We start from the raw sequence: 24,174 nt of genomic DNA on the forward strand, positions 1-24,174 counted from the left end.
ATGCGCGCCTCCCTGCTCCGCAACGGCAAGGTGCTCTTCGGAGTCGTGGTGCTGGCGTTCTTCGTGCTGCTCGCGCTGCTGGGCCCCGTGCTCCTGTCGGCGCTGGGTCTCGACGCCCGCGCCAACGACATCTCGGCGATCGCCGCGCCGCCGAGCGCCGCGCATCCGCTGGGTACGACCCAGTTCGGCCAGGACGTGCTCGCCCAGGTCATCGAAGGCGCCCGGGGCTCGATGTTCGTCGGGTTCCTCGGTGCGGCCATCGGCACCGCGATCGCGATCGTCGTCGGCGTGCCGGCGGGCTACTTCGGCGGCACGACGGGCAACCTGCTGAACTTCCTCACCAACATCTTCCTCGTCATGCCGGTGCTGCCACTGATCTTCGTGGTCGCCGGCTACCTGCAGGGCACGGGCCTGGTCATGATCGCGATCATCATCGGGGTGTTCGGCTGGGCCGGCGGTGCGCGCACCTTGCGGGCGCAGGCGATGAGCGTGCGCAACCGCGACTTCGTCCAGGCCATGCGGATGCTGGGCGAGCCGCATCGCCGCCTCATCTTCGTCGAGGTGCTGCCGCACCTGTACGGCTGGATCGCCTCGATGTTCCTCGGCGGCCTCATCGGCGCCGTCATGGCCGAGGCGGGCCTCGCCTTCCTCGGAGTCTCCGACTCGTCGGCGATCAGCTGGGGAACGATGATCCAGGCCGCGCAGCAGCAGAGCGCCGTGCTGCGCGGGCTCTGGTGGTGGTTCGTGCCGCCGGGGCTGTGCATCGCGCTCGTCGGCACGGCCGCCGCGCTCATCAACTTCGGCGTGGACGAGCTCGCCAACCCCAAGCTGCGGGCGGCGAGCCGGCGGGTCGCCAAGCGCACCGCCTCGGTGCGCCGCGAGGCCGCCGTGCTCGAGACGACCGGTGCAGAGAGGGCATGACATGACGATGATCCAGGAGAGACGACCGGACGCGCCCTCGGATGCCGCGGGCTCGGACGTGCTGCTCGAAGTGCGGGGACTCGCGGTCGAGTACGCCGGTGCGACGGGCGCGGTGCGCGCGTGCGCCGACGTGACCTTCGACCTGCAGCGGGGCGAGATCCTCGGGGTCGTCGGCGAGTCGGGGTCGGGCAAGTCGACGCTCATCACGGCGCTCACCCGGCTGCAACGGCCGCCGGCCGTGACGACGGCGGGAAGCGTCGTCTACCACCCCCGCGAGGGCGGCGCGGGCATCGATCTGGTGCGGCTCACCCCGCGGCGGCTGCGGGGGCTCCGCTGGACCCGGCTGTCGATCGTGCTGCAGAGCGCGATGGACGCGCTCAACCCGGTCACCCGCGTCGGAGAGCAGTTCGTCGACGTGCTGCGCACGCACGACCGTTCGATGAGCCGGGCCGCGGCCTGGGACGAGGCGCGGCGGCTGCTCGGGCTCGTCGGCATCTCGGCCGACCGGGCGCGCAGCTTCCCGCACGAGCTGTCGGGCGGGATGCGGCAGCGCGCGACGATCGCGCTGGCTCTCGCCTGCCGGCCCGAGCTCGTCGTCATGGACGAGCCGACGACGGCGGTCGACGTCGTCATGCAGCGGCAGATCCTCGCGCAGGTGCTCCGGCTGCGGCGCGAGCTCGGGTTCGCCGTCGTCTTCGTCACGCACGACCTGTCACTGCTCCTGGAGCTCGCCGACCGCATCGCCGTCATGTACGCCGGTCGCATCGTCGAGCTCGCGGCGTCGCGCGAGATCTACCGCTCACCGCTGCATCCGTACACGCAGGGTCTCCGCGACTCCTTCCCGCCGTTGCATGCTCCGATCGAGCGTCTGGAGGGCATCCCGGGAACGCCTCCCGACCTGCGTCTGCTCCCCGCGGGCTGCCCGTTCGCGCCGCGCTGCGCCCACGCGTTCGACCGCTGCCGGTCGGAGCTGCCGCAGCTCACCCCGCACGGCGAGCGGTCCGTCGCCTGCCATCTGCGCGAACCCGAGGAGGTCGGCTCATGACCGAGACCACGACGACGAAGCCCATCGGATCCGCGCCCGTGCTCGAGGCCGTCGATGTCACCAAGCACTTCACGGTCACCTCGGGGCTCGGCGCCAAGGCGACCGTCCACGCGGTCGAGGACATCACCCTCCGGCTCGTCCCCGGGCGGGTCACGGCCGTCGTCGGCGAGAGCGGCAGCGGCAAGACGACGCTCGCGCGGCTGCTCGCGCGCTTCTACGAACCCACCTCGGGCAGCATCCGCCTCGAGGGGAGACCCGTCGAACGCCCGACCGGCCAGGCCGAGCTCGCCTATCGCAAGGCCGTGCAGCTGATCTTCCAAGACCCCTTCGGGTCGCTCAACCCGCTGCACCGCGTGCGGCACAACATCGACCGGGCGATCCGGCTGCACCACCGCGGGCTCTCCCGCGCCGAGCGGCTCGGCCGCGCGCGGGAGCTGCTGGAACGCGTCGCGCTCACGCCCGCCGACGACTACCTCGAGAAGTTCCCGCACGAACTGTCGGGCGGCCAGCGCCAGCGCGTCGTGATCGCTCGCGCCCTCGCCGTCGAGCCGCGCGTCCTCCTCGGCGACGAGCCGATCTCGATGCTCGACGTCTCGATCCGGCTCGAGATGCTCAACCTCCTCGACCGGCTCCGCCGCGAGGACGGTCTCGCGCTGCTGTACATCACCCACGACATCGCGAGCGCCCGTTACCTCTGTGACGACATCGTCGTGATGTACGCGGGCCGCATCGTCGAGATGGGCCCGAAGGAGGCGGTGATCGCCGACCCGCAGCATCCGTACACGAAGCTGCTCATCGAGTCGTCGCCCGACCCGCAGGGCGATGCCGATCGCGATCGCGACGCCGTCTTCGGGTCGGCCGACGACCTCGGCGAGCCGCCCAGCCTCATCGACCCGCCGAGCGGATGCCGCTTCCACCCGCGGTGCCCGTTCGCGATGGAGCAGTGCCGCACGACGCGTCCGCCTCGGATCGTCGTGGGGCCCGACCATGGCGCAGACTGCTGGCTGCACGACGTCGGTCGCGGGCACGAGCTCGCCGGTTCGTCGATGACGCAGCTCGTCTCCCGCACCCTGACCGAGGAGGTCTCGTGACCACGCCCAGCACCCGCCCGCGCTCGATCCGCCAGTCCGACGTCGCCCGCCTCGCCGGCGTCTCGCAGTCGGCGGTGTCGCGCGTGATCAGCGGCGACGCCGCGCGCATCCCCGACGAGACGCGTCAGCGCATCCACGAGGCGATCGCCGAGCTCGGCTACGTGCCCAACCCCGTCGCGCGCAATCTCCGTGGCTCACGCACGCAACTGCTCGGTGTGCACACGTTCGAGCCGCTCTTCCCGAACGCCCGCGAAGGCTTCTACGTCGAGTTCCTGCTCGGCATCGAGCAGCGGGCCGAGGAGACGGGCCACGACCTCGTGCTGTTCAGCTCGACGGGCGACGGTGCCGGCGGACGGCGGATCTACCGCGACGAGACGAACCGGTTGCGCATCGCCGACGGCAGCGTCCTCCTGGGCGTCTCGCCCGACCGCGACGAGCTTGCGAAGCTCTGGCGCGAGGGATACCCCTTCATCCACATCGGTCGTCGCGACGTCCCCGGAGCCGCGATCCCGTGCATCATCCCCGACTACCGTGCGGCGGCATCCGAGATCGTTGAGCGTCTGCACGCCCTCGGGCATCGCGACCTCGCGTACCTGCGCGACTCGATCGACGTCGAACCGTACGAGGACCGCCGGGCCGGCTATGCGGAGGCGGTCACCCGCCTCGGTATCGCCGACGCGTCACCCGGATTCCGCGAGGGCCGCGCGGGCGTTCCCGACGAGGTCGTCGCGGCTCTCGCCGCCGGACGCTGCACCGCCGCCGTCGCCGAGAGCGAGCGGGTGGCGGTCGAGCTCCGCAGCCGACTGACCGAGCTCGGGGTCGACATCCCGGGCGACGTCTCGGTCGCCGTCCTCGAGGACACGAGCGCCGCGGACCTGCGGTGGGACGATCTCCGCATCCCGCGCCAGGAGATCGGCCGGCTCGCCGTCGACCGCCTCATCGAGATGGTGGACGATCCGGATGCCGCCAGGGAGAGCACGTTCGTCGCGTGCGAGGTGGTCGCAGGCGGCACGGCCGCCCGCGTCAGGGAGGAACGAGCATGACCGAGTCGATCGACCTGCTGATCATCGGAGGCGGCGTCGGCGGGGTGGCCGCGGCGATCACCGCGACGCGTCTGGGCCTGCGGGTCGTGATGACCGAGGAGTCCGGTCGGCTCGGCGGGCAGCTCACCTCGCAGGCGGTGCCGCCCGACGAGCACGCCTGGATCGAGCAGCCGACGACATCGCCGAGCTACGCCGAGTTCCGTCGCCGGGTCCGCGACTACTACCGCCGCAACTATCCGGTCACGCCCGCGGCCGCCGCCGAGCCGATCTTCAACCCCGGACGCGGCATCGTCAGCCGCCTCTGCCACGAGCCGCGCGTCGCCGACGCGGTCATCGACGAGATGCTCGCGCCGTGGCTCGCGACCGGGCGACTTCGGGTGCTCCGAGACCACGAGCCCGTCGCAGTCGACGTCGTGGGCGATCGGGTCGAGGGCGTGGTCGTCCGCAGCCGGACCGGGGAGGAGACGGTGCTGACGGCGCCGATCGTGGTGGATGCCACCGAGCTCGGCGACCTGCTCGAGCTCGCACGGGTCGAGCACGTCATCGGCGCCGAGGGAGTCGACGACACCGGTGAGCTGCACGCCCCCGCGGTCGCCGACCCGATGGATCAGCAGGCGGTCTCGTGGTGCTTCGCGATCGAGCACCGCGAGGGCGAGGACCATGTAGGCGATCGCCCCGCGCGCTACGAGCACTGGCGGACGCACGTCGACTCCTTCTGGCCGGGACCGCAGCTGTCGTGGACCGACATCGAGCCGATCGGGCTGCACGAACGGACCCGCCCGCTCTTCCAGGAGGTCGACACCCCCGACGTGCCCTTCGATCTCTGGCGGTATCGCCGCGTGCTCGCCGCCGAGAACTTTACGGGCGGCATCTCCGACGTGACGCTCGTCAACTGGCCGCAGATCGACTACTGGGAGGCGCCCCTTCTCGGCGTCGACGCGGCCGCGGCGGATCGGGCGCGGGCGGCGAGCCGCGAGCTGTCGCAGTCGTTCCTCTACTGGATGCAGACCGAGGCGCCGCGGCACGACGGCGGCACCGGGTACCCCGGTCTCCGCCTGCGCGGCGACGTCACCGGCACCGCCGACGGATACGCCGACCGCGTCTACATCCGCGAGGCGCGGCGAGCGGTGACCGAGTTCCGCGTGCTCGAGCAGCACGTCGGCGTGCAGGCCCGCGGCGCGGGAGCGGGAAGCGCCGTGTTCGACGACAGCGTCGGGCTCGGGCATTACCGCATCGATCTGCATCCCTCGACGGCGGGGCGCACCTACGTCGACATCGAGTCGTACCCGTTCCAGATCCCGCTGGGCGCACTGCTGCCGGTGCGCGTCGACAACCTGCTGCCGGCCGCGAAGAACATCGGCTCGACCCACATCACCAACGGCTGCTACCGCCTGCATCCGGTCGAATGGAGCATCGGCGAGGCCGTCGCCGCACTCGCGGCCGTCGCACTCGCCGAGCGGGTGCCCCCACGCGCCGTCCGGGCCCAGCCGCGACTGCTCGACGATCTGCGCCGGGTGCTGACCGACCGTCTCGGCATCACGCTGCGCTGGCCGGAAGAGGTGCGCACGCACCACTGGAAGCCGCGGGAACGAGCCCGCGAAATCGTCCCGTCGCGCTGACGCGTCGGGATCGTACGTCGGCGACGAGGCCGGCGCACGTGTCAGGAAGGACGGATCCATGCCCCCTCTCTCCCACCCGCCCCATCCCGTCGCGCGTCGACGCGGGCGCCTGCGACGCCGTCTCGGCGCCGTCGTCTCGGCGGTCGCGCTCATCGCCGGCCTCGCGTGGGTCGCGCCCCCCGCGGCCGTCGCCGACGGATCGCTCCCCGCGCTGTCGACGCAGGGGAACCGCGTCGTCGACGCCACCGGAGCAGACGTCGCCCTGCGCGGAGTGTCGGTGCTCGCTCCCGAGCAGAACGACCTCTGCGACTACTGCGACTCGCGGCCGACCTCCGAGATGATCGATCTCGCCGCGGCCTGGGGATCGAAGGTCGTGCGCCTGCCCGTCACCGAGATCTCCGTGACCACCGACCTCGCCGCCTACGACGCCGAGTACATCGCGCCGTACGTCCAGCAGGCCGTCGACCTCGGCATCTACCTCATCATCGACCTGCACCTCGTCCGCGACTACGGCGACGGGGCGGGCGCCGTGCCGCGCTCGACGGTCGAGCGCTTCTGGGACTACATCGCGCCGCAGTACGGCGACGTGACCAACGTCGTCTTCGAAGTGTTCAACGAGCCGATCAACCCCGCGAGCTGGGCGACGTGGAAGGCCTACATCCAGCCCGTCGTCGACGGCATCCGGGAGACGGCGCCCGACACCCTGCTGCTGATGGGCTCGCCCCAGTGGAGCACGTTCGTCAACGGCGCCGTCAGCGACCCCATCGCGGGCGGCAACATCGCCTATGTCTTCCACATCTACCCCAACCAGGGGGCGCCCACGACGGCGCTGCTCGACAGCAAGTTCGGCAACGCGGCCCAGCAGATTCCCGTCGTGATCACCGAGTTCGGATGGAACCCGCCGGGGGAGTTCTCCGACAGCATCACGGCGGGAACCACGACGAACTGGGGTGTCCCGTTCCGCGCCTACCTCGACGCGCGCCCGTGGATCGGGTGGCAGGCATGGATCCTCGACAACTTCTGGAAGCCGCAGATGTTCGACTACGACTGGAACATCCTCGGCGGCGAGCACCAGGGGCAGTTCGTGAAGGACTGGCTGGGCGGTCTGCCCAACGTCTCGCCGTGCGCTTCGCACGACGGCCTCGGGGCCGCGGTCACGGTGTCGTCGACGTACTCCGCGGCGTATCCGGGCTCGCGCCTCGTCGACGGTGACTGCACCGACGCCGGCCGGTGGCTCTCAGCGGTGGGCGACGCGACGCCGACGGCGACGATCGAGCTGGCCGCGCCGCAGCGGGTGAGCTCGCTCGGCGTGTACAGCGGGTTCGGCGGCGGGGCCGGAACCGGCGTCGTGCTCGTCGACTTCACGGTCGAGGTCCGCACCGCGGCGGGCTGGCAGCAGGTCGCCGCCGTCACCGGCAACACGCAGGCTGCGCGCGAGGTCGCGATCGGCGTCGACGGGGTCGAGGCGGTGCGTCTCGTGGTCACGAACCCCTCGGCCTCGACCACCGAGGCCAAGATCGCTCGCGTCTACGAGCTCGCCGTGCGCGGCTGACACGCCTCCGCGATACACCTGCAGGACCGGTGGTGCTGGTGTGTGCTCCCGCCCCGGGCGGGACGACACCAGCACCACAGGTCCGACCGATGTATCCCCGACCGACGCGTCGGATGTCAACACGGCGAACGAAACCGAGCGGGAAATACTGACGCAACACAGCCCGGATTAGGCTCGCATCCATGGGTGACCTCTTCGACGGATACGGCTCGACGCTGACGCCGCGCAAGACCGTGACGGGGGTGCCGCCGTACGACGAGATGTTCGAGGTCTCGGGCACCATGCCGGCCCCGGGAAGCTCGCGCGCGGCGTACCGCGAGCTGTATCAGGCGCTCGCGCAGATGACCCAGGAGGAGCTCCGCGGACGTACCGAGTCGCTCGCGAGCTCGTACCTCGCGCAGGGCGTGACCTTCGACTTCGCGGGCGAGGAGCGGCCCTTCCCGCTGGATGCCGTGCCCCGCGTGATCGACTACGACGAATGGTCGCACGTCGAGTCGGGCGTGAAGCAGCGCGTGCGCGCGCTCGAGGCGTTCCTCGACGACGCCTACGGCCACCAGTTCTGCGTCCGCGACGGCGTGCTGCCCGCGAAGCTCATCGCCTCGTCGCAGTACTACTACCGGCAGGCCGCCGGCATTCGCTCCGCCAACGGCGTGCGCATCCAGGTCTCGGGCATCGATCTCATCCGCGACGAGCACGGCGAGATGCGCGTGCTCGAAGACAACGTCCGCGTGCCCTCGGGTGTCAGCTACGTCATCTCGAACCGACGCGTGATGGCGCAGACCCTGCCCGAGCTGTTCGTCTCGATGCGGGTGCGTCCCGTCGGCGACTACCCGAACAAGCTTCTTCAGGCGCTGCGTGCCTCCGCCCCGCCCGGAGTCGACGACCCCAACGTCGTCGTGCTGACCCCGGGCGTCTACAACTCCGCCTACTTCGAGCACACGCTGCTCGCGCGCCTCATGGGCGTCGAGCTCGTCGAGGGCCGCGACCTGGTCTGCTCGGGCGGCAAGGTGTTCATGCGCACGACGCGCGGCCCGCAGCGCGTCGATGTCATCTACCGCCGGGTCGACGACGACTTCCTCGATCCGCTGCAGTTCCGCGCCGACTCCATGCTCGGTGCCCCGGGCCTCATGCTCGCTGCGCGCCTGGGTAACGTCACGATCGCCAACGCCGTGGGCAACGGCGTCGCCGACGACAAGCTGCTCTACACCTACGTTCCCGACCTCATCCGCTACTACCTCGCGGAGGAGCCCATCCTCAAGAACGTCGACACCTGGCGGCTCGAAGACCCGGGGGCGCTCGAAGAGGTGCTCGACCGCCTCGACGAGCTCGTCGTGAAGCCGGTCGACGGCTCGGGCGGCAAGGGGCTCGTCGTGGGCCCCGACGCCTCTCCGGCCGAGCTCGAGAAGCTCCGCAAGAAGCTGCTCGCCGACCCGCGCGGGTGGATCGCGCAGCCCGTCGTCATGCTCTCGACGATCCCCACCCTCGTCGAGGACGGCATGCGCCCCCGCCACGCCGATCTGCGGCCGTTCGCCGTCAACAACGGCGAAGAGGTCTGGGTGCTTCCGGGCGGTCTCACGCGCGTCGCGCTGCCGGAGGGCCAGCTCGTCGTCAACTCCAGTCAGGGCGGCGGCTCGAAGGACACCTGGGTCGTCGGCGGCGATGCGCCGCGCACGGCCGAGTACAGCCAGGGCAACCTCGCCGGACTCGTCGCCGACCAGGCGTCGACGCAGGCGATCCCCATCATCTACGACGAGCAGGATGAGCCGGCCCACTCGCCGCAGGACCACCCGGGCGGCCTGAGCGAGCAGCAGGAGCAGCAGCAGCAACAGGAGCAGCAGCCGACAGGGGGTGCGACGTGCTGAGCCGGATCGCCGAGAGCCTCTTCTGGATCGGACGGTACATCGAGCGGAGCGACGGCACCGCCCGCATCCTCGACGTCCACCTGCAGCTGCTGCTGGAGGACCCGTGGATCGACGAGGACACCGCGTGCCGGTCGCTCCTGTCGGTCATGGGCTCCTTCCCGCCCGAAGGGCTCGACACCGTGACCCGTCAGGACGTGCTGACCCGGCTCGCGGTCGACCGCACCAACCCGTCGAGCATCGCCTACTCGCTGCAGTCGGCCCGCGAGAACGCCCGCCGCGCGCGCGAGATCGTCTCGACCGAGCTGTGGGAGACCCTCAACACGACCTACTCCCGGATGCCGCGGCGTCTGAACGCCGAGAAGGTGCATGAGTTCTTCCACTGGGTGCGCGAGCGCGCGGCGCTCGCCGTCGGCGTCACCGACTCGTCGACGAGCCGCGACGAGGCCTGGCAGTTCTTCACGCTGGGACGATCGATCGAACGCACGGACATGACGGCCCGGCTGCTCGCGACCCGGTCGCTGACCGAGGAGTCCGGCCCGTCCTGGACGACGATCCTCCGCTCGTGCGGTGCGTACGAGGCGTACCTGCGCACCTACCGCGGCATGCCGAGCGCGCGCAACGCGGCGGAGTTCCTGCTGCTCGACCGCCTCTTCCCGCGTTCGATCATCCACTCGATCCAGCGCGCGGAGGAGTGCATGAGCGCCATCGATCCCGTCGCCGACCGCGTGGGGCACTCCAACGCGGTGCTGCGCGCCCTCGGCCGCATCCGAAACGACCTGGAGTACCGGCCGCTGGGCGAGATCCTCTCGGAGCTTCCCGAGCACATGGACAACGTGCAGAAGGTGACCCGCGAGGCGTCCGAGGCGATCCGCAGCCGCTTCTTCCCCACCGCGGCCGAGCCGAACTGGATCGGAGAGACCTCGTGAAGCGCCTGCGCATCGAGCACACCACCGGATTCACCTACCCCGGCGACGTCGCCGCGTCGTACAACGAGGCGCGGATGCTGCCGAGCTCGACCGACAGCCAGTTCGTGCTGAGCTCGCAGCTCGACATCGACCCGACGACGGCCGTCAACCACTACGTCGACTACTTCGGCACCCGGGTCGCCGCGTTCGACGTGCTCGCCGCGCACCGTTCGCTCGCAATCACGGCCCGATCGCTCGTCGAGGTGCGCCCCCGTCCGATCGAGCACCGGCAGACCTCGTGGGACGAGCTCGCCGACGAGACCGCACGCTCGATCCACACGGTCGAGCAGCTCGGTCAGACGGCCCGCACCGCGCCGCATCCCGAGGTCGTGAAGCTCGCTCACGAGATCGCGGCGTCGTACGACGAACCGGGACCGGCCGCGCACGCCATCGCGATCGCGATCGGGGATGCCGTCGAGTACATGCCCGGCGTCACCGGAGTGCACTCGACCGCCGCGGAGTCGTGGCCGGAGCGCAAGGGCGTGTGCCAGGACATCGCGCACATCACCCTCGGCGCACTGCGCAGCGTCGGCATCCCGGCGCGCTACGTCTCGGGCTACCTGCACCCCGACCCCGACGCCCAGGTCGGCGTCGCGGTGACGGGCGAGTCGCACGCCTGGATCGAGTGGTTCGCGGGCGACTGGCAGGGCTTCGACCCCACCAACAACGTCGAGATCAGCGATCGTCACGTGCTGGTCGGTCGCGGCCGCGACTACAACGACGTCCCGCCGCTGCGGGGAGTGTTCGCCGGGCCCTACAAGAGCGCCCTGCACGTGACGGTGACCATCACGCGCGAGGCCTGACCTCCGCGGCATCCGCTTCGTCCCGCTCGCGGCGGGTGCCCCGACCGAGGGATGCCGTCGCGGCGAGGCCCAGCACGAGGAAGCCCGCCGCGGCGAAGCTCGCGGCGCGCGTACCGTCGGAGAGGGCGGCCTTCGCGTCGGTGGCGATGTCGGCGGTCTGCGGTGAGGCTTCGAGGCCCGCGATCGCTCCGCCCGCGCTCTCGACGACGGCGCTGACCACCTGATCACGCTGCTCCGCGGGGATGCCGCGGTCGTCGAGCCGTGCCGCGAGCGCACCGGAGGTCGTCGAGAACAGGATGGTCCCGAGGATCGCGATGCCGAGCGCTGCGCCGAGCTGGCGAGCGGTCGACTGCGTGCCGGATGCCTGCCCGCCCTCGGCGACGGGGACGTCGGCGAGCACGACGCCGGTCAGCTGCGCCGTGGCGAGGCCGACGCCGACGCCGTAGACGAACAACGCCGGGACGAGCGGGCCCCACGTCGCGTCGGGGGCGATGACGAGGGCGACGCCGCCGACCCCGATGATCTCGGCGGCCAGGCCCGCGCGAACGATCCAGACGGGCGCCACCTTGCCCGAGAGCGCACCGGCCAGCCCGCTCGCGACGAACGAGCCCGCGGCGAGGGCGAGCAGCACGAGGCCCGTCTGGACCGCCTCGAACCCGAGCGCGAACTGCAGCCACAGGGGGAGCGCCAGGATGATGCCGAACTCGCCGAGCGCGACGACGAGGGCGGCAAGGTTGCCGTTGCGGAAGGAGGGGATGCCGAAGAGTCCGAAGGCGAGCAGCGTCGGCTGGCCGGCCCGGCGGCGGTGCACACCCCAGGCGATGAAAGCGGCGATCGCGACGGCGGAGAGCGCGAACGCGATCGGCACGGGCGAGAGGTCCCCCGGCCACGACGCGCCAAAGAGCTCGGGGCGCTGATCGACCGTCCACCAGCCGTAGGTGCGTCCCTCGATGAGGCCGAACACGAGGGCGCCCATGGCTATGACCGACAGGACGGCGCCGACGACGTCGATCCGAGCGGAGCCGCCGCGCGACTCATCGACCGTGAGCAGGACGCCCACGATGATGAGGATGCCGAGCGGGATGTTGATGCCGAAGGCCCAGTGCCACGAGAACGTCGTCGTCAGCCAGCCGCCGAGCAGCGGCCCGACCGCGGCCATGCCGCCGATCGTGGATCCCCACACGGCGAAGGCGATGCCGCGTTCGCGGCCGCGGAAGGTCGCGTTCAGGAGCGACAGCGTCGTCGGCAGGATCATCGCCCCGCCGACGCCCTGCACGAACCGGGCGAGGATGAGCAGGTCGCCGCTCGCCGCGACCACGGCACCCACGGAGGCGAGCGCGAACACGACCACGCCGGTCAGCAGCATCCGGCGACGGCCGACGCGGTCGGCGATGCTGCCGAAGACGAGCAGCAGCGAGGCGAAGACGAGGGTGTACGCCTCCTGCACCCATTGCACCTGGGTCGACGTGATGCCGAGGTCGTCGACGATCGAGGGCACGGCGACGTTCACGATCGTGGAGTCCACGATGATGAGCGCCACAGCGATGCTGATGAAGACGAGTCCCGCCCAGCGGCGGCGTGACGAGGTTGCCATAATTGCTAGAATAGCTAGCAAAATCGCGGAAGCAAGAGGGGCTTCGCGCAACGCGAAACGGCCGGCCCCGAGGGGGACCGGCCGCGGCATGACACTCGTCAGGCGGGCGGGTCGCCCGGGTCGAGGGTCTTCAGCATGTCCTCCTCGGCGGCGTTGTCCGCCGTGAGTTCCTCCTCGGTCGTCGCGTCGCCGCCGCGGGGTGCGTCGTCGGTGATCGACTGCTCGGAGCTGGGGTCGTCGAGGTGCCGGTCGCCGGTGGGCTCGTCGGACGGGTTCGCGCTGTCGCCGGCGCCGCCGGCCGGGGTGTCATGGCTGCTCATGGCCGCGACGTTACGCTCGCCGTCGCCGCCCGCGGCACCCCTTGACACCGGATCGACGCGCCTGTCGCCGATACATTCGTCGGACTGCTGTGGCTGGTGTCGTCTCGACAGCTGTTCGAGGCCACTCCCGCACCGCGGGCCCGACGAATGTATCGGCCACCGACGGCCGGACGGGCTAGACGCGGGGCTCGTACCGGCGCGGCTCGTGGGTGCGGGCGACGAGGTCGCGCAGGGCCTCGAGCGAGCCCGACACGAAACCGGCGGCGCGGGCCTGCACGAGCACGTTGCCGAGCGCCGTCGCCTCGACGGGGCCGGCCAGCACCGGCATTCCGGCGCGGTCGGCGGTGCGCTGGCACAGCAGCTCGTTCAGCGCGCCGCCCCCGACGACGTGGATCGTCCGGACGTCGACCCGGCCCAGGCGCGCGGCGTCGGCCACGGCGTCGGCGAACGCCTGCGCGAGCGACTCGACGATCGACCGCGTGTACTCCGCGCGGGTCCGGGGCGACGCGACATCGTGCTCGGCGCACCAGACGTCGATGCGCGAGGTCATGTCGCCGGGGGCGAGGAAGCGCGGGTCGTTGACGTCGAAGACGACGCCGTCGGCCTCGCGCGCGGCATCGAGCAGCGTCGGCAGGTCGATGCGGTGCCCTTCCCGGCGCTCCCACTGCCGCACGGCCTCGCTCAGGATCCACAGACCCATGACGTTGTGCAGCAGACGGACGCGTCCGTCGACACCGCCCTCGTTCGTGAAGTTCGCCTCGAGCGCGGCGCGGCTGAGCACGAGGTGATCGACCTCGACCCCCACGAGCCCCCACGTGCCGCATGAGATGTAGGCCGCGGCATCCGGCTGCATCGGCACGGCAACGACGGCCGAAGCGGTGTCGTGCGAGCCGACGGCGGTGACGGGCGTGCCCTCGGGTGCTCCGATCGACGCCGCGACGTCCGCACGCAGCGCACCGAGCCGATCACCCGGCGCGATGAGCGGGGGAAGGATGCCGCGGGGGATGCCGAGCGCCGAGACGAGGGCCCCGTCCCACGACGCCTGCAGCACCCGCAGCAGCCCGGTCGTCGATGCGTTGGTCTGCTCGGCGCGGGCTTCGCCGGTGAGCCAGTACCCGACGAGATCGGGCACGAGCAGCGCGGTGTCGGCGAACGCGAGCACCTCGGGGTCCTCCGCGGCGAGCTGGTAGAGCGTGTTGAACGGCAGGAACTGCAGGCCGTTGCGCTCGAACAGCTCGGCGTGGGGGAAGCGCGCGTGGACGCTCTCGACCCCGCGGGCGGTGCGCTCGTCGCGATAGTGGAACGGCTCGCCCAGCATCCGCCCGCCGCGCAGCAACGCGTAGTCGACGGCCCACGAGTCGACCCCGATCGACGCGATGCCGGGGGTCGTGCGGAACGCGTCGCGCAGCCCTCCCAGCACCGAGCCGTACATGCCCACGAGGTTCCAGTGCAGGCCGTCGCCGGCATGCACCGGGTCGTTGGCGAACCGCGCGACCGTCTCGGTGCGCAGCGTGTCAGCCCCCACATGCCCCACGATGACTCGCCCACTGGTGGCCCCGAGATCGACCGCCGCGACGTCCCCCGACGCGCTCACGCGCGGCATCCTTCCCGCGAGTGCACGGCCTGTCGCCGAGTGCACGACCTCGGACCGTGCGGATGCCGTGCACTCGGCGCGAAGCCGTGCACTCGAGCCCACGCGTTCATCGGAGGAAGGCGGCGGCGACGCCGGAGTCCACGGGGATGTGCAGGCCCGTCGTGCGGGAGAGCTCGGGGCCGGTCAGCACGTAGACCGCGTCGGCGACGTTCTCGGGGACCACCTCGCGCTTGAGGATCGTGCGGTTGGCGTAGAACTGGCCGAGGTCCTCCTCGTTGACGCCGTAGGTCGCGGCGCGGTTGGCGCCCCAGCCGGAGGCGAAGATGCCCGAGCCGCGCACGACACCGTCGGGGTTGATGCCGTTCACGCGCACGCCGTGTTCGCCGAGCTCGACTGCGAGCAGCCGCACCTGGTGGGCCTGGTCGGCCTTCGTCGCCGAGTACGCGATGTTGTTGGGCCCGGCGAAGACGGAGTTCTTCGAGGAGATGTAGATGACGTCGCCGCCCATCTTCTGCTCGATGAGCGCCTTCGCCGCCGCCTTGGCGACGAGGAACGAGCCCTTCGCCATGACGTCGTGCTGCAGGTCCCAGTCCTTCTCGGTGGTCTCCAGCAGCGGCTTCGACAGCGACAGCCCGGCGTTGTTGACGACGAGGTCGATGCCGCCGAACGCCAGCAGCGTCGCGTCGATCGCGGCCTGCACGCCGTCGGCGTCGGCGACGTTGGTTGCGACGCCGATCGCGACGTCGGTGCCGCCGAGCTCGGCGGCCGCGGCCTGCGCCTTCTCGAGGTCGAGGTCGGCGACGACGACGCACGCGCCCTCGGCGGCGAGTCGGGTCGCGATGGCCTTGCCGATGCCGGATGCCGCGCCCGTGACGAACGCGATGCGACCCTGGTGGGTCTTCGGCTTCGGCATCCGCTGGAGCTTCGCCTCTTCGAGCGCCCAGTACTCGATGCGGAACTTCTCGGCGTCCGAGATCGGTGCGTAGGTCGAGAGGGCCTCGGCGCCGCGCATGACGTTGATCGCGTTGACGTAGAACTCACCCGCGACGCGGGCGGTCTGCTTGTTCGCGCCATACGAGAACATGCCCACGCCCGGGACCAGCACGATGAGCGGGTCCGCGCCGCGGATCGCCGGCGACGACGCGTCGGCGTGCGCGTCGTAGTACGCCTGGTAGTCGGCGCGGTACTCGGCGTGCAGCTCGTGCAGGCGGGCGACCTGCTCGTCGACGGATGCGGTCGCGGGCACGTCGAGGATGAGCGGCTTGACCTTCGTGCGCAGGAAGTGGTCGGGGCAGCTCGTGCCCAGCGCGGCGAGGGCGGGAGCCTTCTCGGACGCCAGGAAGTCGAGCACGACGTCGGCGTCGGTGTAGTGGCCGACCATGGGCTTGTCGGTCGAGGCGATGCCGCGGATCGTCGCGGCGAGGGCTGCGGCGCGGGCTCGGCGGTCGGCCTCGGGCAGTGCCTCGAAGCCGGGGCGCACGCCGCCGAAGGGCTCGGCCGCGCCGTGCTCGTCGATGTAGGCCTGCGCGGTCTCGATGATCCAGAGGCTGTTCGCCTCCGCCTCATCCGACGTGTCGCCCCACGCCGTGATGCCGTGCCCGCCGAGGATGCAGCCGATGGCCTGCGGGTTCTGCGCCTTGATCTCGGCGATGTCGAGGCCCAGCTGGAAGCCCGGTCGCCGCCACGGCACCCACACGACACGCTGTGAACCGGTGCCGTCGCCGAAGATTCTCGCGGTGAGCGCCTCGCCGTCCGCGGCGGTCGCGATGGCGATGCCGGCGTCGGGATGCAGGTGGTCGACGTGTGCGGCATCCACCAGTCCGTGCATCGCGGTGTCGATCGAGGGAGCTGCGCCGCCCTTGCCGTGCAGGCAGTAGTCGAACGCGGCGACCATCTCGTCTTCACGCTCGACACCGGGGTACACGTTCACCAGCGCGCGCATCCGGTCGAGCCGCAGCACCGCGAGCCCCGACTCGGTCAGAGTGCCGAGGTCACCGCCCGACCCCTTGACCCACAGCAGCTCGACGGGCTCGCCGGTGACGGGGTCGATGTCGGTGCCCTTGGCGGAGGTGTTGCCCCCGGCGTAGTTGGTGTTCGCGGGGTCGGAGCCCAGGCGGTTGCTGCGCGCGATGAGGTCGGCGGCTGTGGCGGAGGTCATGGCTTTCCTTCGGGGTAGGGAGGGGAGGTCAGGATGCGGCGAGCGAGGCGAATCGCTGGACGACGCGTCTCATCGAGGCGGCGAAGCCCGGATGCTCGGGCCGGTTGAGATGGCCGTGATCGGTGCCCGGCTCGACGATGACGTCGACATCGCCGCCGGCGGCCCGCAGCGTCGCGGCGAACACGTCGCCCGAGACGCTCAGCTCGTCGATCTCGCTGTTGATCATGAGGGTCGGAGGGAAGCCCCGCAGCTCACCGGTCGACGCGAGGCCCGGCACCGCGGCGATCGGCGCGCCGATCACCGAGCCGCCGAGGTAGTTCTCGTACATCGCGCGGACGACGTCGGCTCCGAACCGGTCGTGCTCGGGGTGAGCGGCGAGGGCGGCGCGCAGCGCGGGACCGGGGGCCGGCTGCACCGCGAGGAGGGTGGGGTAGGCGAGCACGACGAGGTGGGGCAGGTCGCCGCCCGCGCCGAGAAGGCGCAGGGTCGCCCCCGTCGCGAGGTTCGCCCCCGCGCTCGCGCCGCCGATCGCGAGGCGCGTGACGCCCAGCTCGTCGGCGTGCGCCGTCGCCCACTCCCACGCGCGCAGGACGTCGTCGGATGCCGCCGGGTAGCGGTTGCCGCTCCGGTCCTCGCTCTGCTGGTCGGCGCCGTCCCACGTGGGCGGGACCGGGGCGAGGCGGTAGTCGACGGAGAGGACCGTCGTCCCCGCGGCGGAGAGCTCGCGCGCGACGGCATCCGCTTCGGGCATGTCGAGGTCGCCGAACGCGAAGCCGCCGCCGTGCATCCACACGAGGCCGGTGCCGTCGGGCTCCGCCGCGCGGTAGAGCCGGATGAGGCCCCCGGCCTCGGACGTCGGGGAGGGCGCGGCGGCCGCAGCGGCGCTCATCGCCGCACCGACTCTTCCGCCGGGCTCGGCACGTGCCGGCCGTAGCGCTCGAGCTCGATGTCCTCGAGCGACTTGCCCTCGGTGTTCGGTGCCCAGATCGTGCCGATGAGCAGCGCCGCGACGAGCAGGCCGAGGATGATGACGCCCAGGCCGGCGAGCCCGAGACCCGACAGCAGGACCGGGAAGACGAGGCTCAGCAGCCCGACCATGACACGCGCGAGCATGAAGAGCACGCCCTGCGCACTCGCGCGATAGCGCGTCGCGAACAGCTCGGCGGTCCACAGGCCGTAGAACGCCTGGGCTCCGACACCGGCGGAGACACCCCACGCGACGGCGAAGAAGAGCAGCGAGAACAGGCCCGGGGGAGCGTAGATCAGCACGGCCCACGCGACGACGCCGAGCGCCGCCCCGCCGAGGTACAGCCACTTGCGGCGCACCCGGTCGCCGAAGCGCATGAATCCGAAGAACGTCGCCGCCGCCGTGAGGCTCCAGACGAGCACCTGCAGCAGGTTCTGCTGCATCGGGTCGTGGAGGCCCGCCGCGTCGTACACCCGCGGCTGGAAGATGCCGGCCTGGCCGGCGACGGTGTTCCAGAGGCCGTACACGCCGATGAGGAAGGCGAGGGCGCCCCAGTTCTTCGGCTCCTTGAGCAGGCCCACGATGCCGGAGAAGAACGACGGGCGCTCGCCCGCGACGAGCGCGGCCTCGCGCTGGCTCTTCCACCGGCGCGACTCGGGGAGTCCGCGGCGCACCCACCACGTGACGGCGGCGATGACGAAGAGGTGGAAGAAGATCAGACGCGAGCCGAGCAGGCCGAGCGGACCGACGATGACCGCGAGCAGGAACCCGACCGCCGGGCCGATCGACCAGGCGAGCTGGGCCGTGCCCACGTGTGCGGCCCGGTGCTCGTTCGGGGCCTCCTCGGCGATGTAGGTCCACGATGCCGGAACGCCCGCGCCGACGGCGATGCCCATGAGGATGACTCCGACGAGCAGGATCGCGAGGTTCGGCGCGAACGTGACGGCCAGAGCGCCGAGCATGAACACGATCAGGTCGTAGGTGTAGATGAACTTGCGGCCGAGCCGGTCGCAGAGCGGACCGCCGATCGCCGCACCGATCGCGGCGCCGAAAGCGTTGGCCGACAGGGCGGCGACGATCCCGACGACGCCGTCGTCGAACCCGAACGCCTCCTGCCAGAGCGTCAGGCTCGTGGCGAGCGCGATGATGGCGCCGGCCTCGATGTAGTTCGACATGGCGACGGCGATGGTCGCCTTCCAGGCGCTCAGCGGGCGCCGGGTGCGCGTACTGCTCATGCGCCCCACCCCGCCTGGGTGCCTCCCACGCGGTCGGCTTCGATCTTCTGCTGGTAGCCGGATGCCGCGTATGCGGCCATCGGGTCGGCGGGAAGTCCCCGCGACTCGCGCCACTCGGCGAGGGCCGGCCGGACGTCGGTGTAGAACGCGTCCATGAAGACCGCCTGCGCGCCGAGGACGTCGTTCGCGGTGCGCGCGGCGGCGAGGGCGTCGGCGTCGATGAGCAGCGCACGCGCCGTCATCTCCTGGACGTTGAGCACCGAACGGATCTGCCCGGGGATCTTCGCCTCGATGTTGTGGCACTGGTCGAGCATGAAGACCACGTCGGGGTTGTCGAAGCCGCCGCCGCGCAGCACCTCGACGAGGATCCGGAACAGCTGGAACGGGTCGGCCGCGCCCACGATGAGGTCGTCGTCGGCGTAGAAGCGCGAGTTGAAGTCGAACGAGCCGAGCTTTCCGAGGCGCAGCAGCTGCATGACGATGAACTCGATGTTCGTGCCGGGGGCGTGGTGCCCGGTGTCGAGGCAGACCATCGCGCGCTCGCCGAGGGCCGCCACCTGCACGTAGCTCGTCCCCCAGTCGGGGACGTCGGTGTGGTAAAACGACGGCTCGAAGAACTTGTACTCCAGCACGAGGCGCTGTTCGCCCGTCAGGCGGTCGTAGATCCGCTGCAGCGAGTCGGCCAGGCGGTCCTGACGTGCACGCATGTCGTTCTGCCCGGGGTAGTTCGACCCCTCGGCCAGCCAGATCTTCAGGTCGCGCGAGCCCGTGGCATCCATGACGTCGATGCACTCGAGGTGGTGGTCGATGGCCTTGCGGCGGATCGCGTCGTCCTCGTGGGTGAGGGCGCCGAACTTGTAGTCCTCGTCCTGGAACGTGTTGGAGTTGATCGTGCCGAGCGCGACGCCCAGATCCTCGGCGTGGCGGCGCAGGGCGCCGAAGTCGTCGACCTTGTCCCAGGGGATGTGCAACGCGACGGCGGGCGCGAGCCCGGTGACGCGGTTGACCTCGGCGGCATCCGCGATCTTCTCGAACGGATCGCGCGGCGTGCCCGCCGTGGGGAACACGCGGAAGCGCGTGCCCGAGTTGCCGAACGCCCAGCTGGGCAGCTCGATGCCCTGGCGCTCGAGCCGGGCGAAGTGGTCGGGGGAGAGGGTGCTCACGATGCGTCGTCGCTTTCGTCGGTGGGGATGGATGTCGGTGAGGCTGTGTCGGTGACGGCGCCGGTGTCCGTCGCCGCGAGTTGGTCGTGCAGGTTGAAGACCTCGGTGAGGGGCGTCGCGGCCTGGTCGGGGCGCCCCTCGAGCCCGACGAAGAAGCGGGCCATCTCGGCCTCCCACCGTGCCGCGACGGGGGATGCGGCGAGGTACGCCCGGGCCGCGGCGTCGTCGTCGACCTCGTAGTAGCCGATCAGCCGGCCGCCCTCGCCGAGGAACAGCGAGTAGTTGCGACGGCCGGATGCCGCGATCTCCGCCAGCATCTCGGGCCAGACAGGGGTGTGCCGGGCGATGTACTCATCGAGCAGGTCCGGACGGATCTGCAGCGAGAAGCAGACCCGGTGGGCAGATGCACTCGTCATCGAGGCTCCTTGGTGAGCGGTTGTGAATCGTTTCACGAGCGTAGCGGGTTGTGCGCGCGGACACAAACGGCAAGCGCTTACCCATATCCTGCCGTTGCTGTCGCGCTCGCGCTACGGTGGTGTGCATGGCAGTGAGCGTGCGGGATGTCGCGGTCGCGGCATCCGTTTCGGTGGGGACCGTCTCGAACGTCCTCAACAACCCGACGCGCGTGTCGCCCGAGATGGTCGCCCGCGTTCAGCAGGCGATCGCCGATCTCGGGTTCGTACGCAACGACGCGGCGCGGCAGCTGCGCGCCGGTCGCAGCCGTTCGATCGGGCTCGTGGTGCTCGACATCGGCAACCCGTTCTTCGCCGAGGTGGCGCGCGGCGCGGAGGAGCGTGCGGCCGAGAGCGGCATGGCCGTGCTGCTCAGCACGAGCGACGAGAAGCCCGAGCGCGAGTCGGCGTATCTCGACCTCTTCCGCGAACAGCGCGTCAACGGCGTGCTCGTCACCCCCGCGAGCGACGATCTCGAGCGGCTGCGCGGCTTGCAGGCGGCCGGCGTGCCGGTCGTCCTCGTCGACCGCGAGGTGCCCGACGACGTCTTCGCCTCGGTCTCGGTCGACGACGTCGAGGGCGGGTACCTCGCCGTGTCGCACCTTCTCGCGCGCGGGCGTCGGCGCATCGCGTTCGTTCGGGGGCCGGTGTCGATCCGTCAGGTCGCCGACCGTCTCGAGGGTGCGCGGCGCGCGGTGGCCGAGGTCGCCGGTGCCCGCCTGGAGGAGATCGCCGTACCCGCCCTCTCGGTGCTGCACGGCCGCGCTGCGGGTGAGCGGCTGCGTGAGCGCCGCGGGGACGACCGTGTCGACGCGGTGTTCGCGGCGAACGATCTGCTCGCCGTGGGGGTGCTGCAGGCCTTCGCGGTGCTCGGGCAGCTGCGCGTTCCCGAGGAGGTCGCGCTCATCGGCTACGACGACATCGACTTCGCGTCGGCCACCGTCGTGCCGCTCAGCTCGATCCGCCAGCCCGCGCACGAGATCGGATACCGCGCCGTCGACCTCCTGCTGCGCGGCCTCGACGACCCCGCGGGCGAGCACGAGCGCCGCGTGCGGTTCCGCCCAGAGCTCGTCGTCCGCGACTCCACCGGCTGATCCCTCAGTTCCGCTCTTGACCAGCGGCGAGAGTGCAGATCTGCACGGTGTTGGGCCGCTCTGACCGTGCGTTCGCGCGTCCTCGGTGCGAGGCGGGGCGGGGGTCAGAGGCGGGACCAGGTGCCGGGGGAGAGGAGGGTGGGGGAGAGGAGGGTGGGGGAGAGAGGGGTGGGGGAAAGAAGGGTGGGGTGGGCGGGGATGGTGAACGTGAGCGTGCGAGGGCGGGTGTCGAGGTTGGCTGCCAGCACCGTGACCTCGCCCCGACGCTCGGCACCGATGGCCCAGACGAGGCCGTCGGGGCTCGCGCCCGACAGCAGCTCGGAGCCCGCGAGGGCGGCGAGGGCTGCGATCGCCTCGGCGACGGGCAGCACCGTGCCGTCGGCATCGACGATGCCGCGCGGACCCCACGACTCGAAGAACGTCAGGCTCGCGACACCGGGAACGGCGAGAGCCGCGGCACTCGCGATCGTCCACGCCGCGAGCTCGGGCGCGCGCTGCCGCGGGTCGTCCGCATCGGTCAGGTGCGTGCCGTAGCCGGCCGACAGATCGGATGCCGCGGTACGCGGCGGCGCCGTCGTGGCGACGTCGTTGAAGTGCGGCCGCAGGGTCACGGGACCGACGTGCACCGGCACCCCGCCGCCGATCTCGACGGCCTGCGTCGCGACCCGTCGCTGCATCGCGAGCGACTCGACGAGCTGCTCCGTATCGCGGCTGTGGAAGAGCGGGGTGACGCTGAACGTCAAACCCGCGAGATCCCGAGGCAGGCGGTGCTGCTCGCGGTTGAGCTCGGTGAAGTGCGAGCGCACGCCGCCGACGACGGGCACGGTGAGGCCCGAGCGTTCCAGCACATCTCGGAGCAGTGCGACGGCCGCCTCATCCGACACGTGCCGAGCCGCCCCGCTGGGCTGGAACGCCGTCGCCCGGGTCACACGATGACGACCGAGCGCGGCAACCGCGCCGGAGAGCGCCGCGGCGATCGCAGCATCCGCGTCGCCTGACACGCCCGCCTCGGCGGGCAGCACGAGCCGGACGTCGAGGGAAGGGCCTTCGGATGCCGCGCGCTCGAGCGCCGCCGACCATCCCGGCCACGCGAGGTCGAGCTCGACGAGTGTGGTCGCCGCGCCGCCGTCGCCGATGCCTGCAGGCGCGGGGTCGGGCGCGGTCGACGCGCTCAGCCCGATCGCGGGGAAGGCCCCGGCGGGCCGCAGCTCGATCACCGCGCCCTCGGGTTCGTCGCCCTCGGCGGCGGCATCCGCGTCCGGTACGGCACCCGGCACCGGCACGGGCTCAGCCGTGACGGTGATGGCCTGCCGCACGCGCTCGCCCGCCTCGACCGGGTACGGGAACGGCAGCGCGAGCGGCCGGCTGTAGACCTTGTACGAGGCATCGGTCCAATTGCGCTGATCCTCCATCTCGAACACGTCGCCGTCGAACACGAGGCCGACCTCGATGCCGTCGTGGCGCCACCGCAGACCTGCGATGTCGAGCACCGGCTGGTGGGGACTGATGGCCATCGGCAGCGTCGTCTCCGACGTGCCGCCGGCACGGTGCGTCACCGATAGCCCGGCCCCGGCCGTTGCGGGCGGGATGAGGGCGACGAGGCCGGTGCGGTTCGTCTCGATGCGCGTCGCCGCCTCGAGGTCGCACAGCACCCGCAGGCTCTCGCCGCGCACCTCGGCGCGGACGACGCCGCTCAGCGGCATCCGCTCGTCGGTGCTGCGGACGTGCAGCATGATGCTCGCCTCGCCGGCGGCGACACGGTCGACGACGAGGTCGACCGTGTTCCAATCGCGGTCGCGCACGACGGCCCGGATGCTGCGCAGCACAAGGCGGCCGTCGCGCCGGATGTCGGCGAGCTCGTCGCCGCGCAGCTCGAACTCCCATGCTCCGATCCGTCGCCGGTCCGCCTCGTCGCGCCCCCACATCGTCGGCATCCTCAGAGGGTCGTCATGCCGCCGTCGACCGAGAAGGTCGCACCCGTCGCGAACGAGCCCTCGTCGCTCGCGAGGTAGACCATGATGCCGGTGACGTCGGCGGGGGTGCCCGCGCGACCCACCGGGATGCGCGAGACGATGGCTGCCCGCGACTCGGGGTCGTCGCTGATGGCCGACACGAGCGGCGTCTCGGTATACGCCGGCTGCACGATGTTCACCCGGATGCCGCGATCGGCATACGCCGCGGCGACCGTGCGGCCGAGCCCGTGCACGCCGGCCTTCGACGCGCTGTAGGCGGTGAACGCCCACCCCTCGCCGTTGACGGCGGTCGGGCTCCCGGTCAGGATGATCGACCCGCCGCCGCGCGATAGCAGCGCGCGGACGGCGTACTTCACCGTCAGGAACGTCCCGGTGAGGTTGATGTCGATCGTCCGCCGCCAGACCTCGAGGTCGAGGTCGGCGGCGGGGGCGTCCTGCCCGAAGAGCTGGACGCCGGCGTTCGCGACGACGACGTCGGGTGTCCAGCCGGCGGCCTCGAGCTCGGCGAAGGCCGCCGCGACGGCGGACTCGTCGGCGATGTCCATGGTGACCGCACGCGCGAGCGGCCCGAGCGCGGCCGCGGCGTCGCCGACCGTCGGCCCGTTGCGGTCGGCGAGAACGACGCGCGCGCCCTCCGCGACGAACCGCTCGGCGACGGCGTGCCCGATACCCATCGCAGCGCCGGTCACGAGCGCCGTCTTGCCCTGCAGTCTCGTCATCGTC

At 71.5% G+C, this 24,174-nt stretch carries 20 protein-coding genes; 10 read left to right on the forward strand and 10 right to left on the reverse strand.

Annotated features, from left to right (window positions below; genetic code table 11):
* The 9 genes from AA0Y20_RS05335 (at nucleotide 1) to AA0Y20_RS05375 (ending at nucleotide 10,901) form a co-directional block, all read left to right on the forward strand.
* Nucleotides 1–921 carry an ABC transporter permease gene (locus AA0Y20_RS05335; RefSeq protein ID WP_023952618.1) on the forward strand — a complete coding sequence of 307 codons (921 nt, stop codon included), beginning with the start codon at nucleotides 1–3 and terminating at the stop codon, nucleotides 919–921.
* A 1-nt stretch (nucleotide 922) separates the two neighbouring features.
* On the forward strand, nucleotides 923–1,966 hold the full coding sequence (locus tag AA0Y20_RS05340; RefSeq protein WP_412937900.1) for an ABC transporter ATP-binding protein: 1,044 nt from the start codon (nucleotides 923–925) through the stop codon (nucleotides 1,964–1,966).
* Nucleotides 1,963–3,057, forward strand: coding sequence for an ABC transporter ATP-binding protein (locus AA0Y20_RS05345; RefSeq protein WP_412937901.1), 1,095 nt, complete (start codon nucleotides 1,963–1,965; stop codon nucleotides 3,055–3,057). The genes AA0Y20_RS05340 and AA0Y20_RS05345 overlap by 4 nt, the downstream gene beginning before the upstream one ends.
* On the forward strand, nucleotides 3,054–4,100 hold the full coding sequence (locus AA0Y20_RS05350; protein ID WP_412937902.1) for a LacI family DNA-binding transcriptional regulator: 1,047 nt from the start codon (nucleotides 3,054–3,056) through the stop codon (nucleotides 4,098–4,100). Before AA0Y20_RS05345 ends, AA0Y20_RS05350 begins: the two co-directional genes overlap by 4 nt.
* Nucleotides 4,097–5,719 (forward strand): FAD-dependent oxidoreductase, encoded by a 1,623-nt coding sequence (locus AA0Y20_RS05355; RefSeq protein WP_412937903.1) that lies wholly within the window; start codon nucleotides 4,097–4,099, stop codon nucleotides 5,717–5,719. Before AA0Y20_RS05350 ends, AA0Y20_RS05355 begins: the two co-directional genes overlap by 4 nt.
* Nucleotides 5,720–5,777: 58 nt before the next feature.
* Nucleotides 5,778–7,271 carry a cellulase family glycosylhydrolase gene (locus AA0Y20_RS05360; protein WP_412937904.1) on the forward strand — a complete coding sequence of 498 codons (1,494 nt, stop codon included), beginning with the start codon at nucleotides 5,778–5,780 and terminating at the stop codon, nucleotides 7,269–7,271.
* Between the two features lie 182 nt (nucleotides 7,272–7,453).
* Nucleotides 7,454–9,133 carry a circularly permuted type 2 ATP-grasp protein gene (locus AA0Y20_RS05365; RefSeq protein WP_412937905.1) on the forward strand — a complete coding sequence of 560 codons (1,680 nt, stop codon included), beginning with the start codon at nucleotides 7,454–7,456 and terminating at the stop codon, nucleotides 9,131–9,133.
* The gene (locus AA0Y20_RS05370) at nucleotides 9,127–10,059 is read left to right on the forward strand and encodes an alpha-E domain-containing protein (protein ID WP_023952605.1); all 933 of its coding nucleotides are present in this window, start codon (nucleotides 9,127–9,129) and stop codon (nucleotides 10,057–10,059) included. The genes AA0Y20_RS05365 and AA0Y20_RS05370 overlap by 7 nt, the downstream gene beginning before the upstream one ends.
* Nucleotides 10,056–10,901, forward strand: coding sequence for a transglutaminase family protein (locus AA0Y20_RS05375; RefSeq protein WP_412937906.1), 846 nt, complete (start codon nucleotides 10,056–10,058; stop codon nucleotides 10,899–10,901). Before AA0Y20_RS05370 ends, AA0Y20_RS05375 begins: the two co-directional genes overlap by 4 nt.
* On the opposite strand, the gene AA0Y20_RS05380 is transcribed toward AA0Y20_RS05375, so the two are convergent.
* From AA0Y20_RS05380 to AA0Y20_RS05415, 8 genes are all read right to left on the reverse strand, one after another.
* Nucleotides 10,885–12,495 carry a DHA2 family efflux MFS transporter permease subunit gene (locus AA0Y20_RS05380; protein ID WP_412937907.1) on the reverse strand — a complete coding sequence of 537 codons (1,611 nt, stop codon included), beginning with the start codon at nucleotides 12,493–12,495 and terminating at the stop codon, nucleotides 10,885–10,887. The two genes, AA0Y20_RS05375 and AA0Y20_RS05380, sit on opposite strands and share 17 nt — an antisense overlap.
* Nucleotides 12,496–12,593: 98 nt before the next feature.
* Nucleotides 12,594–12,815: a hypothetical protein gene (locus AA0Y20_RS05385; protein ID WP_412937908.1), complete on the reverse strand. Its 222-nt coding sequence runs from the start codon at nucleotides 12,813–12,815 to the stop codon at nucleotides 12,594–12,596.
* 175 nt (nucleotides 12,816–12,990) lie between these two features.
* Nucleotides 12,991–14,418 (reverse strand): rhamnulokinase, encoded by a 1,428-nt coding sequence (locus tag AA0Y20_RS05390; RefSeq protein WP_412939708.1) that lies wholly within the window; start codon nucleotides 14,416–14,418, stop codon nucleotides 12,991–12,993.
* Nucleotides 14,419–14,515: 97 nt separating this feature from the next.
* Nucleotides 14,516–16,567, reverse strand: coding sequence for a bifunctional aldolase/short-chain dehydrogenase (locus AA0Y20_RS05395; protein WP_412937909.1), 2,052 nt, complete (start codon nucleotides 16,565–16,567; stop codon nucleotides 14,516–14,518).
* Nucleotides 16,568–16,595: 28 nt separating this feature from the next.
* Nucleotides 16,596–17,456, reverse strand: a complete 861-nt coding sequence (locus AA0Y20_RS05400; protein WP_412937910.1) for an alpha/beta hydrolase fold domain-containing protein — start codon at nucleotides 17,454–17,456, stop codon at nucleotides 16,596–16,598.
* Nucleotides 17,453–18,769: an MFS transporter gene (locus tag AA0Y20_RS05405; RefSeq protein ID WP_412937911.1), complete on the reverse strand. Its 1,317-nt coding sequence runs from the start codon at nucleotides 18,767–18,769 to the stop codon at nucleotides 17,453–17,455. The genes AA0Y20_RS05400 and AA0Y20_RS05405 overlap by 4 nt, the downstream gene beginning before the upstream one ends.
* Nucleotides 18,766–19,932, reverse strand: coding sequence for an L-rhamnose isomerase (rhaI, locus tag AA0Y20_RS05410; protein WP_412937913.1), 1,167 nt, complete (start codon nucleotides 19,930–19,932; stop codon nucleotides 18,766–18,768). The genes AA0Y20_RS05405 and rhaI overlap by 4 nt, the downstream gene beginning before the upstream one ends.
* Nucleotides 19,929–20,348 carry an L-rhamnose mutarotase gene (locus tag AA0Y20_RS05415; RefSeq protein ID WP_412937914.1) on the reverse strand — a complete coding sequence of 140 codons (420 nt, stop codon included), beginning with the start codon at nucleotides 20,346–20,348 and terminating at the stop codon, nucleotides 19,929–19,931. Before AA0Y20_RS05415 ends, rhaI begins: the two co-directional genes overlap by 4 nt.
* Nucleotides 20,349–20,473: 125 nt before the next feature.
* On the opposite strand from AA0Y20_RS05415, the gene AA0Y20_RS05420 reads away from it, so the two are divergent.
* Entirely contained in the window at nucleotides 20,474–21,478 is a 1,005-nt protein-coding gene (locus AA0Y20_RS05420; protein ID WP_412937915.1) for a LacI family DNA-binding transcriptional regulator, read from the forward strand.
* A 104-nt stretch (nucleotides 21,479–21,582) separates the two neighbouring features.
* Here the strand turns inward: AA0Y20_RS05420 and AA0Y20_RS05425 are convergent, their stop codons facing one another.
* Together AA0Y20_RS05425 and AA0Y20_RS05430 are read right to left on the reverse strand one after the other, a co-directional pair.
* Nucleotides 21,583–23,412, reverse strand: coding sequence for a hypothetical protein (locus AA0Y20_RS05425; RefSeq protein ID WP_412937916.1), 1,830 nt, complete (start codon nucleotides 23,410–23,412; stop codon nucleotides 21,583–21,585).
* 2 nt (nucleotides 23,413–23,414) lie between these two features.
* Nucleotides 23,415–24,170, reverse strand: coding sequence for an SDR family NAD(P)-dependent oxidoreductase (locus AA0Y20_RS05430; RefSeq protein ID WP_412937918.1), 756 nt, complete (start codon nucleotides 24,168–24,170; stop codon nucleotides 23,415–23,417).
* Nucleotides 24,171–24,174: the final 4 nt, after the last annotated feature.

Source organism: Microbacterium pratiae, assembly GCF_047302165.1.
Taxonomy (GTDB): Bacteria; Actinomycetota; Actinomycetes; order Actinomycetales; family Microbacteriaceae; genus Microbacterium.

What these genes read in the sequence shown, in the direction of transcription:
- AA0Y20_RS05335 (WP_023952618.1), top strand. Translation starts at nt 1, where the DNA reads ATGCGCGCCTCCCTGCTCCGCAACGGCAAGGTGCTCTTCGGAGTCGTG.
- AA0Y20_RS05340 (WP_412937900.1), top strand. Translation starts at nt 923, where the DNA reads ATGACGATGATCCAGGAGAGACGACCGGACGCGCCCTCGGATGCCGCG.
- AA0Y20_RS05345 (WP_412937901.1), top strand. Translation starts at nt 1,963, where the DNA reads ATGACCGAGACCACGACGACGAAGCCCATCGGATCCGCGCCCGTGCTC.
- AA0Y20_RS05355 (WP_412937903.1), top strand. Translation starts at nt 4,097, where the DNA reads ATGACCGAGTCGATCGACCTGCTGATCATCGGAGGCGGCGTCGGCGGG.
- AA0Y20_RS05360 (WP_412937904.1), top strand. Translation starts at nt 5,778, where the DNA reads ATGCCCCCTCTCTCCCACCCGCCCCATCCCGTCGCGCGTCGACGCGGG.
- AA0Y20_RS05365 (WP_412937905.1), top strand. Translation starts at nt 7,454, where the DNA reads ATGGGTGACCTCTTCGACGGATACGGCTCGACGCTGACGCCGCGCAAG.
- AA0Y20_RS05380 (WP_412937907.1), bottom strand. Translation starts at nt 12,495, where the DNA reads ATGGCAACCTCGTCACGCCGCCGCTGGGCGGGACTCGTCTTCATCAGC.
- AA0Y20_RS05385 (WP_412937908.1), bottom strand. Translation starts at nt 12,815, where the DNA reads ATGAGCAGCCATGACACCCCGGCCGGCGGCGCCGGCGACAGCGCGAAC.
- AA0Y20_RS05390 (WP_412939708.1), bottom strand. Translation starts at nt 14,418, where the DNA reads ATGCCGCGCGTGAGCGCGTCGGGGGACGTCGCGGCGGTCGATCTCGGG.
- AA0Y20_RS05395 (WP_412937909.1), bottom strand. Translation starts at nt 16,567, where the DNA reads ATGACCTCCGCCACAGCCGCCGACCTCATCGCGCGCAGCAACCGCCTG.
- AA0Y20_RS05400 (WP_412937910.1), bottom strand. Translation starts at nt 17,456, where the DNA reads ATGAGCGCCGCTGCGGCCGCCGCGCCCTCCCCGACGTCCGAGGCCGGG.
- AA0Y20_RS05405 (WP_412937911.1), bottom strand. Translation starts at nt 18,769, where the DNA reads ATGAGCAGTACGCGCACCCGGCGCCCGCTGAGCGCCTGGAAGGCGACC.
- AA0Y20_RS05415 (WP_412937914.1), bottom strand. Translation starts at nt 20,348, where the DNA reads ATGACGAGTGCATCTGCCCACCGGGTCTGCTTCTCGCTGCAGATCCGT.
- AA0Y20_RS05420 (WP_412937915.1), top strand. Translation starts at nt 20,474, where the DNA reads ATGGCAGTGAGCGTGCGGGATGTCGCGGTCGCGGCATCCGTTTCGGTG.
- AA0Y20_RS05425 (WP_412937916.1), bottom strand. Translation starts at nt 23,412, where the DNA reads ATGCCGACGATGTGGGGGCGCGACGAGGCGGACCGGCGACGGATCGGA.
- AA0Y20_RS05430 (WP_412937918.1), bottom strand. Translation starts at nt 24,170, where the DNA reads ATGACGAGACTGCAGGGCAAGACGGCGCTCGTGACCGGCGCTGCGATG.